General features: G+C 63.7%; 17 protein-coding genes. 10 read left to right on the top strand and 7 right to left on the bottom strand.

Annotated features, from left to right (window positions below; translation table 11 throughout):
• Positions 1–32: 32 nt before the first annotated feature.
• From ACFWF1_RS09315 to ACFWF1_RS09305, 3 genes are all read left to right on the top strand, one after another.
• Positions 33–755, top strand: a complete 723-nt coding sequence (locus ACFWF1_RS09315; RefSeq protein WP_379284685.1) for a MerR family transcriptional regulator — start codon at positions 33–35, stop codon at positions 753–755.
• 160 nt (positions 756–915) lie between these two features.
• The gene (locus ACFWF1_RS09310) at positions 916–1,188 is read left to right on the top strand and encodes a hypothetical protein (RefSeq protein WP_379284684.1); all 273 of its coding nucleotides are present in this window, start codon (positions 916–918) and stop codon (positions 1,186–1,188) included.
• 227 nt (positions 1,189–1,415) lie between these two features.
• A complete protein-coding gene (locus ACFWF1_RS09305) occupies positions 1,416–1,715 on the top strand; it encodes a hypothetical protein (protein ID WP_379284683.1) in 300 nt (99 codons plus the stop codon).
• Positions 1,716–1,882: 167 nt separating this feature from the next.
• Here the strand turns inward: ACFWF1_RS09305 and ACFWF1_RS09300 are convergent, their stop codons facing one another.
• A complete protein-coding gene (locus ACFWF1_RS09300; protein ID WP_379284682.1) occupies positions 1,883–2,827 on the bottom strand; it encodes an alpha/beta fold hydrolase in 945 nt (314 codons plus the stop codon).
• A 103-nt stretch (positions 2,828–2,930) separates the two neighbouring features.
• Positions 2,931–4,106 carry an FAD-dependent oxidoreductase gene (locus ACFWF1_RS09295; protein WP_379284681.1) on the bottom strand — a complete coding sequence of 392 codons (1,176 nt, stop codon included), beginning with the start codon at positions 4,104–4,106 and terminating at the stop codon, positions 2,931–2,933.
• 84 nt (positions 4,107–4,190) lie between these two features.
• Here ACFWF1_RS09295 and ACFWF1_RS09290 point away from each other — a divergent pair, with 84 nt between their 5' ends.
• A complete protein-coding gene (locus tag ACFWF1_RS09290; protein WP_379284680.1) occupies positions 4,191–4,775 on the top strand; it encodes a TetR/AcrR family transcriptional regulator in 585 nt (194 codons plus the stop codon).
• Positions 4,776–4,933: 158 nt separating this feature from the next.
• Positions 4,934–6,349, top strand: coding sequence for a serine/threonine-protein kinase (locus tag ACFWF1_RS09285; RefSeq protein ID WP_379322166.1), 1,416 nt, complete (start codon positions 4,934–4,936; stop codon positions 6,347–6,349).
• A gap of 74 nt (positions 6,350–6,423) precedes the next feature.
• Here ACFWF1_RS09285 and ACFWF1_RS09280 read toward each other — a convergent pair whose 3' ends face one another.
• The 3 genes from ACFWF1_RS09280 to ACFWF1_RS09270 all read right to left on the bottom strand — a co-directional run bounded on the left by ACFWF1_RS09280 (position 6,424) and on the right by ACFWF1_RS09270 (position 10,092).
• Positions 6,424–8,418: a glycosyl hydrolase family 18 protein gene (locus ACFWF1_RS09280; RefSeq protein WP_379284678.1), complete on the bottom strand. Its 1,995-nt coding sequence runs from the start codon at positions 8,416–8,418 to the stop codon at positions 6,424–6,426.
• A 405-nt stretch (positions 8,419–8,823) separates the two neighbouring features.
• Positions 8,824–9,681: a C1 family peptidase gene (locus ACFWF1_RS09275; protein ID WP_379284677.1), complete on the bottom strand. Its 858-nt coding sequence runs from the start codon at positions 9,679–9,681 to the stop codon at positions 8,824–8,826.
• Positions 9,682–9,795: 114 nt separating this feature from the next.
• Positions 9,796–10,092, bottom strand: a complete 297-nt coding sequence (locus tag ACFWF1_RS09270; RefSeq protein ID WP_379284676.1) for a hypothetical protein — start codon at positions 10,090–10,092, stop codon at positions 9,796–9,798.
• Between the two features lie 13 nt (positions 10,093–10,105).
• Between ACFWF1_RS09270 and ACFWF1_RS09265 the strand changes: the two genes are divergently transcribed.
• The 4 genes from ACFWF1_RS09265 (at position 10,106) to ACFWF1_RS09250 (ending at position 13,279) form a co-directional block, all read left to right on the top strand.
• On the top strand, positions 10,106–10,612 hold the full coding sequence (locus ACFWF1_RS09265) for a papain-like cysteine protease family protein (protein ID WP_379284675.1): 507 nt from the start codon (positions 10,106–10,108) through the stop codon (positions 10,610–10,612).
• The gene (locus ACFWF1_RS09260; protein ID WP_379284674.1) at positions 10,609–11,211 is read left to right on the top strand and encodes a hypothetical protein; all 603 of its coding nucleotides are present in this window, start codon (positions 10,609–10,611) and stop codon (positions 11,209–11,211) included. Before ACFWF1_RS09265 ends, ACFWF1_RS09260 begins: the two co-directional genes overlap by 4 nt.
• A 133-nt stretch (positions 11,212–11,344) precedes the next feature.
• The gene (locus tag ACFWF1_RS09255) at positions 11,345–12,196 is read left to right on the top strand and encodes an inositol monophosphatase family protein (RefSeq protein ID WP_379284673.1); all 852 of its coding nucleotides are present in this window, start codon (positions 11,345–11,347) and stop codon (positions 12,194–12,196) included.
• Positions 12,197–12,283: 87 nt separating this feature from the next.
• Positions 12,284–13,279, top strand: a complete 996-nt coding sequence (locus tag ACFWF1_RS09250; protein WP_379284672.1) for a hypothetical protein — start codon at positions 12,284–12,286, stop codon at positions 13,277–13,279.
• Positions 13,280–13,303: 24 nt separating this feature from the next.
• Here ACFWF1_RS09250 and ACFWF1_RS09245 read toward each other — a convergent pair whose 3' ends face one another.
• Positions 13,304–13,693: a DUF5997 family protein gene (locus ACFWF1_RS09245; protein WP_379284671.1), complete on the bottom strand. Its 390-nt coding sequence runs from the start codon at positions 13,691–13,693 to the stop codon at positions 13,304–13,306.
• 60 nt (positions 13,694–13,753) lie between these two features.
• On the opposite strand from ACFWF1_RS09245, the gene ACFWF1_RS09240 reads away from it, so the two are divergent.
• On the top strand, positions 13,754–14,695 hold the full coding sequence (locus ACFWF1_RS09240; protein ID WP_379284670.1) for a LysR family transcriptional regulator: 942 nt from the start codon (positions 13,754–13,756) through the stop codon (positions 14,693–14,695).
• A 241-nt stretch (positions 14,696–14,936) separates the two neighbouring features.
• Here the strand turns inward: ACFWF1_RS09240 and ACFWF1_RS09235 are convergent, their stop codons facing one another.
• Complete coding sequence (locus ACFWF1_RS09235; protein WP_379284669.1) at positions 14,937–15,269, bottom strand: hypothetical protein; 333 nt, start codon at positions 15,267–15,269, stop codon at positions 14,937–14,939.
• Positions 15,270–15,317: the final 48 nt, after the last annotated feature.

Genomic DNA, 15,317 nt, shown 5'->3' with positions numbered 1-15,317 from the left:
TGGACTTGGTGCGAGATTACGAGGAGATTTGCGTGGGAAACCTCAAATCGCAGTTCAGGCGCACTGTCGATATTGCGCGGCAGGCCGGTTACTCGGTTCAGCAGGTGCGCAATCTCGAACGGGACGGTGTGCTGCCGCCCGCAACCCGCACCGCGACCGGCCACCGGATCTACGGGGAGGTGCACCTGCGTTCGGCACTTGCCTACCGGGCACTCGCGGTCGGCGCAGGGCCGACCGAAGCCAAGCGGATTCTTCGAGTGGTGCACTCGGGTCCGATCGCAGAAGCCCTCGCGATGCTCGACGCGGCGCACGCCCGACTGCACGCCGAGCGCATCGAACTCGGACACGCGAAGCGGGCCGCCGCATCGATCTCGGGCGAGCCGATCGATGACGTGCACAGCTCCGACTCGATGAGCATCGCCGAACTCGCCGACGCACTCGGCATCCGCCCATCGACGTTGCGGCACTGGGATTCCGAAGGCCTCGTCCGCCCCGACCGCACCCGACAGGGCGCGCGCCACTACACGCCGAATCAGGTTCGAGACGCCCGGATCGTTCATCAACTCAGAAAAGCGGGCTACCCGGTCGAACAGCTCCGCGCCGTGCTGCCGGAGTTGCAGCGCGCACACAGATCCGAGGACGTGCAATCCGCACTGGCCGCCAGGGACGCCGGCATCACCGCCCGCGCTACCGCGTTCCTCGACGCCGCCGCGGAACTACGTGCCGTGGTCTCGCTCACGACACCGATCGAATGACGCTGCATTCAAGCGAAACAGGTTGAACACAAATAGAATTCGAAGCAACGTTGCCCGCTGACTTGCGATCGCTCGGCGGCAATGGCACGATTCGCACGTTCGGGGGGCTCGTTCGGAATCGCCCAACTCTGTGTTCGACTACTTCTATGGGGGAAAATCCGTGAATCTGGACTTCAGCGCCGACCCGCAGTTCTCGTGGTACGTGGTTCTGCTGTTGGTGAGTGGTGTGGCAATGATCGTCCTGTCCTTCGCCAAATCCCAGGGCAACGTCGGTCAGATACTCAACGCTGTCTTCGGCACCTTGTTCGTGGGTTACGGCATCTATCTGGCGTTCATTTTCGAGGGCGGTTCGTACTGGATGTTCTTCCAGGCATTCATCCTGCCGGTGCTGCTGGTGTTCCAGTGGTTCAAGTCGCGGACCCGTTCCGCGTAGTGCCTGACCGCTAGCTGACCGGATGCGGTCAGCGTCACAATTCGCTCCTGACCAGGGCGAATGTGTCGGTCGCCGAGAAAAATGGTTTCGCCGACCAGTATGTGGCTACCCCTTGGAGAACGCCAGTGCTGGTCGGCGATGCCAATGACGGCGTTGGCGGCTGGTAGGCGGAATACAGTTCGCCAGTACATGGCGGACTGTCACGACAGCGGGAAGGAACCACATTCATGTTGATGCTCACCCCCACCGCCATCGAGGTTGTTCGCAACATCACGTCCGGGGAGGGCGCGCCGGAAGAGGCCGGTCTGCGCATTTCCACCGCGGACGGCGCCGAAACGCTACAACTCGAAGTGACCGCGGTACCGGCTGAGCAAGACCAGATCCTCACTGCCGAAGGATCGCGAATCTTCTTGGACCGAGCGGCCGCCGAATTCCTGGACGACAAGGTCCTCGACACCGGAACTGACCGCAACGGCGAAGGTGGCTTCGTCATTGCCCAGCAGAGTCAGTTCACCACGGGCAACTAGGTTAGCCCGCCTCCGCGTATTCTGGCCAGACTTAGGCAGTGGACGCGGTGACGTTGGCGTTCGGCGGTAGCGCGGTGGATGGGTCAGCCCGTTCCCGGCGATTCACCCATGTGCTTATGAAATCAGTAGAGCGGCTTCTTATCTCAGGATAGGAAGCCGTTCTCGTATTACGCGACGAGGGCGAGGTGAGCGCCGCTGCCTGCACCGCCTGCTCGCGTCATCAGCCGAGCGACGGCCTCGGCGACCCGCCCCGGCTGCTCCATGATCACCGAATGCCCGGCACCCTCGACCAGCACGAAATCCGAGTACTCGACGGCCGCGGCCATCGCGACGGAATGCGACGACGGCGTCATCAGATCCGCGGAACCACACAGCACCAACGTCGGAATCTCCGACAGCACCGCAAGCGCGTCCGTCTGGTCATAGACCATGAACCCACTCAAGAAGCTCGCCATCGTCACGATCGGCGTCTCGTTGTGCATCGCGTTGGCCAGTGCTAGCACCCGCGGACTGACCTTGCGGTCACCGAACTCGGCCATCCGGATAATCGGCGCGAACACCTTGCAGGCCAACAGCTTTGCGTGCTGCATCAGCACCGGAGCCCGCCGCACCGCGGCCTGGAAGACCGAAACGACCGGGTTGCGCAGCAGGCGCCCGAAACCGGCGTCGGCCAGCCCGCTCGCCGCGGTCGCGATCAACGCGACACCGACGATGCGAGTACCGATCTCGTACGGACGCTGGCTGACGTAGGTCAGCACGGCCATGCCGCCCATCGAATGACCGACGAGAATAACCGGCCCGGTCGGGGCGACAGCATCGAGGACGTCACGCAGATCGTGCCCGAGCTGCTCGAGGTTGTAAGTCTGCCGGGACGCCGCAGCCGAATCGCCATGGCCCCGATGGTCGTAACAGACCACCCGAGCGCCGGTGTACTGGCGCAGCAGCGCATCGCGAACGTAAGTCCAGGACTCCGTGCGCAGGCAATGCCCGTGCAGCAGAACGACTGTCAGCTCCGCATTGCGCGGCCCGTACTCGCGAACCGCAAGCGCCACCCCATCTTCGGTCGAAACCGTGGCATGACGTGCCGCCGAGGTGAGGCTAGAGATCGACATCGCTGACTCCGGTTCGCTGGGATGACACGTCTAACTGTCCGCCGCAGCCGCCCCCGATATCAGGACCCCGAGTGCTGAGCCCGGTCCTCCAAGGTGGAGCAGATCACCACCCAGGGTGCGGTAGATCCGAGGATGGCTGGAGCAGTCGTTCGTTGAGCTGTTTGCGCACCGCGTCGACGTCGATCGGCTCGCCGGTGGCAATGGCCGCGCCCAACTCGACGCAGGCCTGGGCGGCCGCGGTGGAGCGGGGAAGCGTGACGGATTCGTAGGCGCGCACGGCTTCGTCGAGGGTGGGGTGGGTGGCGATGGCGGCTGCCAGGTCGATGCCGTCGAGCATGGCGAGGTTGGCGCCGATGCCGAACGGGGGCATGAGGTGGGCGGCGTCGCCGAGCAAAGTGAGGGCGGGGTGGTGGTTCCAGGTGTGGCCGACCGGTAGGACGAACAGCGGGCGGTTGGCGAATCCGCCGTCGCTGCAACGCAATAGGTCGAGCAGGCGGTCGTGCCAGCCGTCGAAGATGGCCAGGAGGTATTCGCGCACTCCCGTGCTGTCGTTCAGGTCCAGACCTGCGGTGACGTACCAGTCGTGCGGGATCTCCAGCCCGGCGTAGACGCACAGGTGGCCGCCGCTGTTGCGCTGCGCGGACAACATGGTGCGACCGGACTTCGCGATGACGGTCCCGTCGCCGACCAGTTGGGCCAGCGCGGGGTGGCGGGCGTCGGCGTCGTCGAGGAAGGTTTCGACGAGGGTGGTGCCGGTGTGGGTCGGGACGGCTGCGGAGAGGGCGGGCCGGATCCGTGACCAGGCGCCGTCGGCACCGATGACGAGATCGAACCGCTCGGTTGCGCCATCGCGGAACCGCAGTACAGCGCCATCGGTGAGCGAACTGACCGACTCGACGGCTTGCCCCCAGCGAACGGTGCCGGGCGTGAGGGATTCGAGGAACAGGTCGCGCAGCTGGCCTCGATCGATCTCCGGCGCGTAGTCGTCGGTGGGTTGCTGATGGTGCAGGATCTCGGCGGTGCGGGGATCGAATACGCGCAGCTCCTGGCCTTCGGGTCGGGCCAAGGCACTGAACTTCTCGAACAGCCCGGCCGCGCGCAGGGCGACCTGTCCGGTGTCGGTGTGTAGGTCGAGGGTCCCGCCCTGGGTACGAGCGGTGGGAGAGGTCTCTTGTTCGAAAACGGTGACGGCGCGGCCATGCAGTTGGAGGCCACGGGCGCAGGCCAGGCCGCCGAGGCCCGCGCCGACGACAGCGATGCGGGGATCTGAAGAGCTCATGCCATCTATAAAACCTAACTCACTAAAAAAGTTCAACCACTAAACTTTTTTAGTGAATGAACCTAAGTTGGGTAGAGTGGCACTGTGGACGAACCGATCGGGCGCCGCGAGCGCAAGAAGGCCCAGACCCGCACGGCACTGGCCGACGCCGCGCTGCGACTGTTCCTCGAACACGGCTACGACCAGGTCGGCGTCAAAGATGTCGCCGAAGCCGCCGACGTCTCGGTAACCACGTTGTTCAAGCATTTCCCCAGTAAAGAGGCGCTGCTGTTCGACCTGGACGAAGACTTGGAAACCGGACTTGTCGCAGCGGTCCGCGACCGGGCCCCCGGCCAATCCATCCCACAGGCCTTACGCGAGCACATCCTGTTGCGGGCGAACAAGGTCCGCGCGGAGGCCGCGCAAACTGCCGCCTTCACCCGCATGATCGCCGACACCCCGGTCCTGCGCGAATACGCCCGCCGCATGTGGCTGCGGCACGAAACCGCTTTGGCCGAGGCGATCGCAGCAGACGTCGGTGCCCCCAGCGACGACATCTCCTGCGCCGCACTGGCCCGCTTCGCTCTCGACACCAGCGACTTCATCGAACGTAACCCCGACCCGCGCCGCGCCGCGGACGAGGTCTTCGCTCTCCTCGAAAATGGCTGGAACACAGCGTATTCCGCTTAGTGAACCGCCCCGCAGCTTCGATGGCCGGTGTGATCGGGGCTTGGCGGATCTCGGAAATAGGGAACTGCGGCCTACCATGCAGGCTCAGGTGGACCCGCCCATCGCGAATCGGCCGCACGTTATGCTGCGCTCGATCTGAAGGCGCGATGGGAGGGGGCGTGGTGCTGGCGGTGGGTGACTCGTTCGCCGGTTACCTTGTCGAGGGTGTGCTCGGGCAGGGTGGCATGGGAACTGTTTATCGGGCTCGGCATCCGCGCTTGCCGCGACTGGTTGCGCTCAAACTCTTGCACCGTGCGGTGTCCGAGGACGAGGAGTTGCGGCGCCGCTTCGAACTGGAAGCCAATGTTGTTGCACGCCTGGATCATCCGGGAATTGTCGGGATCTATGATCGCGGTACCCAGGACGGGCATCTGTGGATTTCCATGCAGTACATCGCTGGTACCGATGCGGCGCGAGTGGATCCTCGAACTGCGCCACCGGGACACGTTGTACAGATCATCACCGACACCGCGGACGCCCTGGACTACGCCCATGGCCGCGGCGTACTGCATCGTGACATCAAACCCGCGAACATCCTGCTGTCCGAACCGCAATCAGGGCGTGGACCGCGCGCAATTCTCACCGACTTCGGTATTGCTCGAGTGCTCGACGCCGACACCAAGCTGACGGCCACCGGAACCTTCACCGCCACACTCGCTTACGCATCACCGGAACAGCTATCCGGCGAGCAGGTGGATCACCGCGCCGACCAGTATTCGCTCGCCTGTACGCTTTTCACCCTGCTGGCCGGGCAAACTCCCTATCCCGCAACCAATCCGGGGCAGATCGTCGCCGGACACATCACCAAACCCGTCCCACGGCTCAGCGACCGTCGCCCCGATTTGCCGGCGTCGCTCGACAACGTGATCGGTCGCGCGATGGCAAAGCCGCGGCACGAAAGGTTCTCCAGCTGTAGTGAATTCGCGGAGGCGGCGGTGGCGGCCCTGTCCGGCCGACCTGCTGTGCTGGGATCCCGAGCGTCGCCGACCGTGCTGAACAGTCGACCCTATCCGGCACCCGCTACCGATGCCGATCCGCGGCGTCGCACTGCCCCGACTGTGCTGAACCACCCATCGGGTCCGGTCGGCGGGTCCGGGCACCCGCGGCAGATGAGGCCGGTGGCGGATTCACCCCGACCGTCGGGCTGGACCGCGAGAACCGCCGCCCTTCTTGCCCTGCTCTTCGGCCTGATCATTGGAGTCGGCGCTGTTGGCGCAGTAATCGAGATGGATACCGGACCTGACGCCGATGAGGCTACTCAGATCACCGTGGCGGTCATCGCCGCCTCACTATCGCTGCTGCTGACCGGCGGTTCCCTGGCACTACTGGCGCGAAAGCGCGCCGGACGGCTGATAGTCGCTGCCGGCTCCGTGATAGTCACCGTCATCGGTTTGGCGGCCATAGGTGCGTCCGTCACCGACCGTGATTACTCCGGCTTGGCGATTATTGGTTGGGTGCCGGTAGTTTCGCTCACCACATTGTGGTGGGCGGCGTCTACCACGACCGGCCCATCGCAAGCCGGCAAGCCTAGATGAGCTGGCCTGCATAAGGACTCGGCGTGACAAAGGTGGGCCTCGACGAGCGAGACCCACCTTTGCGTTCGCGACTCTTACTTCAGGGTGATGTCATCCGCGCTGTAGGAGCCTTGGCCGTACCAGCCGTGGACCCAGACGGTGACCTTGGTGGTTGATGCGCCGGTGGTGAATTTGGTCGAAAGTTGTTGGTACGCACCGCCGGTTCCTGGAGTCCAGGTGGACGTGTCGGTAGTGCCGGAGCCGGTGACGCCTAGGTAGACGTAGTTGCCGTTGACCCATGCTGCCAACGTGTAGGCGTGGTTCGGTTCGACCGTGATCTGTTGTGCGCATTGGGCGGTGTCGCCGCTGCTCGTCGCGCCGGTGAGGGCGTTCTTGCCGCCGTGTACCGGGCTGGTGACGATCGAGCCGAGGTTGCCCGTGCAGGACCATGGGGACAGTGCGCCGGTTTCGAAGTCCCCGTTGATCACGCCGTTTCCGGTGGGTGGCGTGGTCGTGGTGGTCGGCGGAACGGTCGTTGTGGTGGTTGGCGGAATTGTGGTTGTGGTGGTCGGCGGAACTGTGGTTGTCGTCGACGTCGGCGGTGTGGTCGGGGTGGTCGTCGGCGGGGTGCAGCCGGCGGCGCTACCGTCGACCGTCTTGATGACCTGGTTGAACAGGGTCGACGCCGCATCCAGGTTCTCCAGCGAGTACATCATCGCGCCGCCGAGTCCCTTGCAGTGCAGGTAATCCGACTTGGCCTGGATGGATTGCAGCGAGTCGCCGCCCCAGAAGTTGGTGCCGTCGTAGAAGTAGGCGGCCTGCGCTACCGGGTCGTAGAAGGTACGTGAGGGATTGTCGACGACGCCGGCCAGCTCCTTGTACATCCGGATGCCGGCGACGTTTCCGGAGGAGGGTCCGCCTGGCGCCGGACCGGTCGCGGGTTGGAACAGCCCATGGTTATTGCCGGGCTGCACACCCGTCCAGCCGCGGTAGTAGAACGGATAGCCGATGGTCAGCTTGTTCGCCGGGAAGCCACCGGGGATGCCGTAGGAACTGTCACCCGTGGTCCACGCGGTGACCGCCTCGTCGATGTTGTATTTCGCGGTGCCCGGCGGGACCGGGTTCATCGGGTCGTCCGGCCTGCTGTAGATCGGATCCTGGAAGTTGGTCGGGCCCTTGGCATCCCACGCGCCGTGCATGTCATAGGTCATGACATTGACGAAGTCGAGGTTGGCGCCGAGCTTGTCGGTCTCGTAGTTGCGGATCTTGTCCTGTCCCGCCCCAACGGCCGCGGTCAGCGCGTAGTGCTTTTTGTCCACGACACCCTGCGCGTCCAGCTGCTTGCGCAACTCGGCCGTCAGCAAGGTGAAGTTGGCCCGGTCGGCGGGCGAGGCATGGTTGCCGAGATGGCCGCCACCGCCGGGATACTCCCAGTCCAGATCGAGACCGTCGAAGATACCTTTACCGGTTCCCGGGCCGCCGTAACCGTCGGCCTGCGGCAGGTTGCCCTTGATGAACATGTCGATGCAGGAGGACGCGAACTTCTTGCGCGAGGCATCGGTCGCGGAAATATCGGAGAAGAACTTCGAGTACGTCCAGCCGCCGATCGACAAGAGCACCTTCAGATTCGGGTGCTTCGCCTTCAGTTGCTTGATCTGCTTGAAGTTGCCGACGATCGGGTCGTTCCAGGCGTCCGCGGTGCCGTCGACGCTGATGTCCGCGCCGAATGACTTGCCGTAGTCGGCGAATGAATCACCCGCGCCGTCACCGGCATTCGGGTTGTTCTCGTCCTGGCTGGCCGCCTTGTTCGCCTCGAAGCAGGTCAGGTCGGTGGGGTGGATGTTCGCGAACGCGTACATCATGTAGTCGAGTTTGCCCGCCATCCCCGAGGTATCGACGTTTTTGGGGTAGAAAGCGTTCTCGTAGACCGACCACTGGTTGTAGTAGCCGATTTTGACACCGCCGGAGGTCGGGGGAGCCGCGGCCGCGGTCTGGGCCGGCGCGTTGGTGAATCCCACCAACACCGCCGCTATGCCGATCAATAGACTCGCGACCATTGCGACGAGCCCGGTAGATTTCGCCGTTCGCATGGGGTCCTCCCTATGGGGACGTCGGATCGGTCCCCGATGAACGAAGTCGCGGAAAGGTCAGCGAATCGTTCACCGCGACATTTCTGTGTGCGCGCGGCGATGGCCCGAAGATCGTAGGCGAACGAGAACCGAAATATGTTGTGCTAGTGGTTGTTCCGGACCGAGGGGGTGCCGCCGAGTCTGGCCAACCGTTTGAATCATGACATGAAAACGAGCGCCCGAGTCCCCAGTGCGAGAGTGGGGAATTCGGCACGTCAGCGCGTAATTTCCCCAGTTCCGGCGGTATGGACGCGCGGTTGTCGGCGGGGGATTCTGGTGCCGATCCGACTCGGTGAAAACGCCCGGTTCCTGCCGGCGGGACCGCCGACAGGAATCAGGACATCGCATTTCGCATAGCAGGATCAATCATCCGGTGACGAGGCGTCCCATCGAGTGAACCTCATCGACGTCACTGCTGGTGATGAAGGACCACGGAGCGGTGAAGAATCCGTTGGCACCCCAGCCCGAGCCCCAAGAATTCTCGATGGTGACACCGTTCTGGTCGTATCCGACGATCGTCACCTCGTGGCCGCCCACCGTGCGCTCGTTGCGCGACGGGTTGTAGCGGGAGTTGCTCGAGTTCAGATCCATGAAGCTCTGCCTGACCTCGAATCCGATCGGGACCGGCAGGCCCGACGAGATCGCATTCTTGATGTTGGTCACCCGATCGCCGGAGGACAGATCCTTGGCGCCGGAGAGCTTGTAGTGCGCGGCATTTGCCCGCTCGGACGAATCGGGCTGGGTGGTGTAGTCGAAATCGCCCTGCCAGTAGTGGGATTTGGTGTCGATCCCCTGCTTGGTCTCCATCGGCAGTGCGACACCGGCCCAGGTGCCCTGGTCATCGCCCTGCGCGATCTGCGCGTAGATGAACATCGGCGCCATCGGGCCGCCGGCGATCTGCTGCTCGTTCATCAAGATGCCGTAGCCGGTGTAGCCGGTCGCCCAGGTCACGCAGGAGCCGACCGCGCCTTGGTCGCCGGCGGGCTGCGCGTACTGCTTGAGTGAATAGGACGCCGGTGCCACGGCGGAGCCGACCCGGACGGGCAGGGCGAATCCGGTGCTGGTGTCCTTGCCCTTGTTGGCTTTCGCAGCTTTCACGTCGAAACCGAAGGCATGGTGCTTGAGTTCGGGCGTCGTGGGTGGTTGCGCGGTCGCGATTCCCGCTGACACGAGTCCGACGCCCACCGCGAATGCCACGGCGGCAGGCATGAATGAGTAACGCATGATGACTCCTGATTTTGGTGATTTGTCCGTTTTGTCGACTTGGGGCATATTGCCCCGATGCGCACCGGACGTCGAGAATTGTTGAACTGTGGAACAGTTCGGACGGCTCCGTTGCTACATTGCGAATGCTCCTCGCAAAACATCAGTGCGGCAACAGTATTCGGTGTTGACATCTTGTTTCTGATTGGGGACGTTCCCCACTTGCCGCCGTCGGAAGTTGCGGCGTAGCTTTTCCAGAAATTTCTGCAACCCGAAAGAGGGTGCCCGAGTGCTGCCGCGAAGAAAACTCCATGCCTTACTCATCGCCGCGACAGTGGTGATCCTTTCCTGCGGCCAAGCCACCTCGGTCGCCGAACCAATTTCTGCCGGAAAGGATTTCGGATCGCGCTCGACCGGGCTGAAGGTCAGCACCGCGCTACCCGGCGTGATCGAACCACGAGCCATGGCCGTCGGTTCGAAAACACTTCCCTACGCCCAGCAGGTGCAAGAGTGGAATCAATGGTGCTGGGCCGCCGACGGCGCCTCGATATCCACCTACCTCGGCCACCGCATCGCGCAGACCGACTACTGCAAACTCGTGCACGACTCCGCCAAGGGCAAGCCGTGTCCCAACGAGAGCGCGTCACTCGAAGAGATCGCCAGCGCCTTCAAAAAGATCGGCTTCACCGCCTCGGTGGGCTCACCGTTCTCCATGACCAAAATCGCCGCCGAAATCTCGGCAAATCGCCCGATCCTCACCGGAATAGCCTGGGCCGCAGGCGGCGGTCACGCCCAGGTCGTCTACGGCTACGACGCGGACGCAGGCACCATCACCTACGGAGACCCGTGGCCGACCTCGCGGCGAATCGTCACGCAGACACTCGCGTCGTATACCCAGAACTCCGAATGGGCGTGGTTCGGCGAAGATTACGGAATAACGAAAAACAAATGAGCCGGCGCTCGCTCTGCACAGCAGCACTCCTGTGCGCCGCCTTGGCAATTCAGGGATGCGCGGCCTCGCCGCCCACCCCGGCAATAGCCGATGTCAATTCCACAACCACCCCGGATGCCGACACGATCGACCGAGTACTCGAATCACCTGCGACAACCCAATTGGCCGCCTCATTCCTAAAATCGCAAAACCCACCCACCACCGAAAACCCGCCGACTCTCCACCAAACCGGCCCCCACGTAATGGTCTACGCAACCAACCCGACCTTCGCAACCGATCCCCAGTCCCCCCTGCACAACGCAGGCACCCCGTCCTACATCGCCATACCAGCAAAAATCGACGAACGAACCGAGCCCGACACAATCCAACTCAACCCAACCGCCCCCTACACCCCCCGAGCCATCGCCACCGGAACAGAAGAATCCCAAGCAGCCCAGGCCCTACAACCCAACGCCCACCTGCTCCTCGACTACCCCTCCCACACCTGGTTCGCCTGGACCGAAACCCACGTCACCGCAATCTCATCCAGCACCTACACCAACCTGAAGGGCCAAGAATTCGACACCAACCAATTCAAGCAATGGCTGGCGTCGCGCTGAGTTCCCGCCACCGCGTATGGTCTTGGCGCGGTGCAGCGGATTGGCGGCCGACCTGATCGAACTCGCAGGTTACGGCCTTCAGTGACCAGCAGAACCGCTACGCTCGGGTGACAACACTGTGCGGGAGGGCGCCTTGAGCGACGTCGGATCGTTGTGGAAAGCACTGGACGAGCTGTTGCTGCCGTTGCTCCGCCGATACCGCCGCAACCTCGCGTCACTGCAGGTCGATATGAAAGCCGACAACACACTGTTGTCGGAGGCTGATCTGGCCACTCAGACGGCCATCATCGAAACCGTCAGGCGACACTTTCCCGGGTCTCGATTCGTAGCGGAAGAAGACGAGGCAGAGCTGTCTGGCTCGGGCGAGCCGACTTGGATCGTCGACCCGATCGACGGCACCAGTGAGTTCGTCGCACCTGATGGACGCGAATTCTGCAGTGTTGTCTGCCTTCTCGAAGGAGGTGTACCGACGGCGGCATATGTACTCGCGCCCGAGCTCGGTCCCGATCGCACGCCGATCACGATCCACTGGTCGGGAGACGTCATCGTGAACGGACAAACGGCTGAGCCGCTCAACCATGCAGCGATACCAAGGCGGGCCTCGGTCACGCGAAGTAAGGGCTCTGCCGCACGGAAGTTCGAGATCGACCTCGCCGATGTCGGCTGCGTTATGAAGACCCGCACCACATCCCAGACTCTCGACATGGTCAGAACCTGCATCGATCTCACCGCCTGGACGCAGGCTCCGGAACATCAGTTCGACCTGTTCTACCGGCGTGATCAAAAGGTATGGGACGGAGCGGCGGGCATCGGACTGGCGATGGCGATGGGCCGAACAGCGACCGACGGTGGCGGGGTCAGCCCGTTGCCGCTTGGCGAGCAGTTTCTGAACCAGCGTGAGCCGACCTTTTCCGAGACGATTGCTGGCGACCCCGATTGCGTGCGATGGTTCGTCCAGTTGCTGGCGGAGTCCCGGAGCAGCTGATGTCGAATCCTCAATCCGGTCCCAGCCGACTATGGCGACTTTCCTCGAATACTTCGCCATCTCTTCGATCTGCGAATCGCTGTACCGTTGTCGATCGGTCTCAGCGAAGAGCCGGCCCTGGTCACCGCCGAGCGAGCCGCGATGGAGACGCTCAAAACGACCGGCGTCGAGACCATGCTCCGGTTCATCGACAAGACCCGTCGCGCCGATCGTGAGGTGCAAGAGCGTGGTGGTGGGCAGCGGATGCTGGCGAACATCGCGGCGTGGGCGGACTATCAGTGGGAGAACGTCAGGGTCGAGGGCCATCACCGTGCTCGTATCGGCGGCGCCGATGGTGTGGAACTCGACCCCTTCGGCCAGTGGGCACGTGCATCGTCGTTCGCGATGGAGGGGCAATTCCGCAGCCTTATCGCTGATAGCGAGCAGCAGCTGTGGCTGATTGCCACGCTGGTGCGTTCGCTGCGCTACTCGGCGCGGGCGAAGGTGAAAAGCGTTGCGTACACGCCGCATCCGCTTCGACGTGACTTCTCGGTGATGTTCGACCTCTTCGATGACGGTGTCGCGGAGAGCGCAATCGAGGAAGTGATTTCGGCGGTCCGCGGGATACCCAGCGAGATCCGCAAGGTCGCCGGGGCGCGGCAAGGGCGTCGCTTACAGATGCTGGAATACCAACTGCCACTATTAGGCGGAAGGTTGTGGTCGCTGCGCGACCGAGGACGGTTCACCGACGAGCGCTGGCTGCAGATGATCTGCGGCCGTATCGATGAATACCGTTCAAGGGCAGTCGATTTCCGGCGCGCACTGTCTCGGTGTGACACCGAAGAGGAAGCTCGTCGCTTGGAACTCGATGTGGAAGGCGTTCGCGACCAGCTCCTCAGGCGCCTGGGTCTCGAGTCAGCTGAGCCGAACGAAACAGAGACCACGTTGATCGAGGCCGCAGCTTCGGTAGCGGAACTAGTCGGCCCGGGGATACCCATCACCAGGCCGCTCCGTCTCGCTTTGGTCCCCTTCCGGCGATACGCGGGAACGCTGGAGAGCTTGCACCAGAAATTCCTCTACCGCGAGTTTGTCAGCGGGATGTGAGGATTCCGAGAGCTGACGAAGGCCCTACGTGCGGTTTTTGGCGGGGCGGTTGGTGGCGGCTCGGCGGTCGGCTTCCTTGGCGGCGATTCGCTCGTTTTCTTTGACTACTTCGGCGTAGTTTTCGCGCTCGCGGATGAGCCACTCGGGGGGGTCGGCGAGGAGGGTGGCGATTTCTTCGGCCGTGAGGGCGTCGGAGACTTCGGCGCGGGAGAGGCCGGAGTTGGAGACGCCTAGTTTGCGGGCGGTGATGTCGCGGGGGAAGGGGCCGGTGCGGCGGAGGTCGGTGAGCCACTCCGGGGGGTTGGTGCGGAGGGCGTCGAGGTCGGCGCGGGAGAGGGGGGTGTTGCGGAAGGATTCGGGGGCCGCGGGCAGGTAGATGCCGAGCTTGTTGGCTGCGGTCAGGGGCTTCATCATCTGGGGGTTCGGGTCCGGGCTCACCGAAGCAGCTTATCGGGTGGCGATATGGTTCCTGGCATGAGCCGGTTCGAGTCGATTGATGTCGTGCGGCTGCGGTGGTTTGTCGCGGTCGCCGAGGAGCTGCATTTCGCGCGGGCGGCGAAGGGGTTGAACATTTCGCGGCAGCGGTTGAGTCAGACGGTGATCGAATTGGAGGGGGAGCTGGGGGCGAAGCTGTTCGTGCCGGGGGCACAGCCGACTCAGTTGACCGAGGATGGGCAGGAGTTGCTGGGGGCGGCGCGGGAGTTGATCGCGCGGGCGGCGGAGGCGGCTGTCGAGGAGACGCCGGATGGTCCTGCCGCGTTGCGGGTCGGGTTCGTGCCGGGGGTGACGGTGTCGAAGTGGACGCGGATCTGGAGTGAACGTTTTCCGGATACGTCGCTCGAGGTGGTGGCGGTGCCGATGGGGGAGCAGGAAGCGGCGTTGCGGGAGGGGCGGGTCGAGCTGTGCTTTGTCCGGTTGCCGATTGACCGGGACGGGATGAGCGCGATTCCGCTCTATCGGGAGGTGCCGGTGGTGGTGGTGCCGAAGGATCATCCGATCTCGGTGTTCGAGCAGGTGAGTATGGCGGACCTGGCCGATGAGCGGATGCAGGATGCTTCCGATATCGACGCTGTCGCGGGTGCCATCGAGCTGGTCGCGGCCGGGGTGGGTGTCGCGGTGGTCCCGCATTCGATCGCGCGGCTGCATGCTCGGCGCGACCTCGTGTACCGCACGGTCACCGATGTCGCGAATACCGAGATCGCCTTGGCGTGGCCGACTGATCGGACCAGTGATCTGGTCGAGGATTTCGTGGGGGTTGTCCGAGGTCGTTCGGAGCGGAGTTCTCGGTCGCCAGCCGTTCGCGCCAAAACCTCTGAGCCGCAGAAGAAGTCGGCGGTGAAGCGAACCGGCGGACGGCCGAGCCCGGCACGGAATTCGGTCGCCAAGAAGAAGCCCGCGAAACGCCGAGGGCGTTAGGTCCTGGGCTGAAGGTTTGATCTGAACCGTCTCGATGGGCCGTTAACGGCGTACCTGGACGGGCGGGGTCGGCTGAACCGGACCGTCGAGCGGAACATGACTGCGGCACAACAAAAGTGCGATCATGGCCCGCTCGACGACATCGGATCAGCCTGAATGCCGTTCGGCCGCAACATCATCGAGCCGTGCCTGAACGGCGGCAGTTACGGCAGAGCCGAAAACTGTTCGCCTACAGGCGGATTCAGCTATTAGCTCCGCAGACACGATTGAGCTGGTCGGTGACGGGGTTCAAGTCGGTAACGTTGTCATCGGCCAGCGCGTTGGCATAGGCGATGATGACGTCCTTCTCGGCCTGCTCCCCACCACTCGCCGCGATGGACAGCAGCGTGACGTGCAGCGCCTTCGCGACGTTCTCCTCCAGGACGCCGTTCGGCGATCCGGCGATGGCCTTGTTGATCGCGTCGACGGCACGGCCACAGGTCTCGGATTGGGCGTGGGCCGGGGCGGCGGGCAGCAGCAACAGCGAACCGACGGCGCTGGCGGTCAGCAGCGCGGCGGCGAAAATCTTGGGCATAACGTCCTCACGGTCTGGTCAGCAGCGAAGGTCCGCGTCCCGAATCGG

This window comes from Nocardia sp. NPDC060255 (assembly GCF_042727395.1).
In the GTDB taxonomy this organism is placed as follows: Bacteria; Actinomycetota; Actinomycetes; order Mycobacteriales; family Mycobacteriaceae; genus Nocardia.
This window is presented reverse-complemented; position numbering and strand designations above follow the sequence as displayed.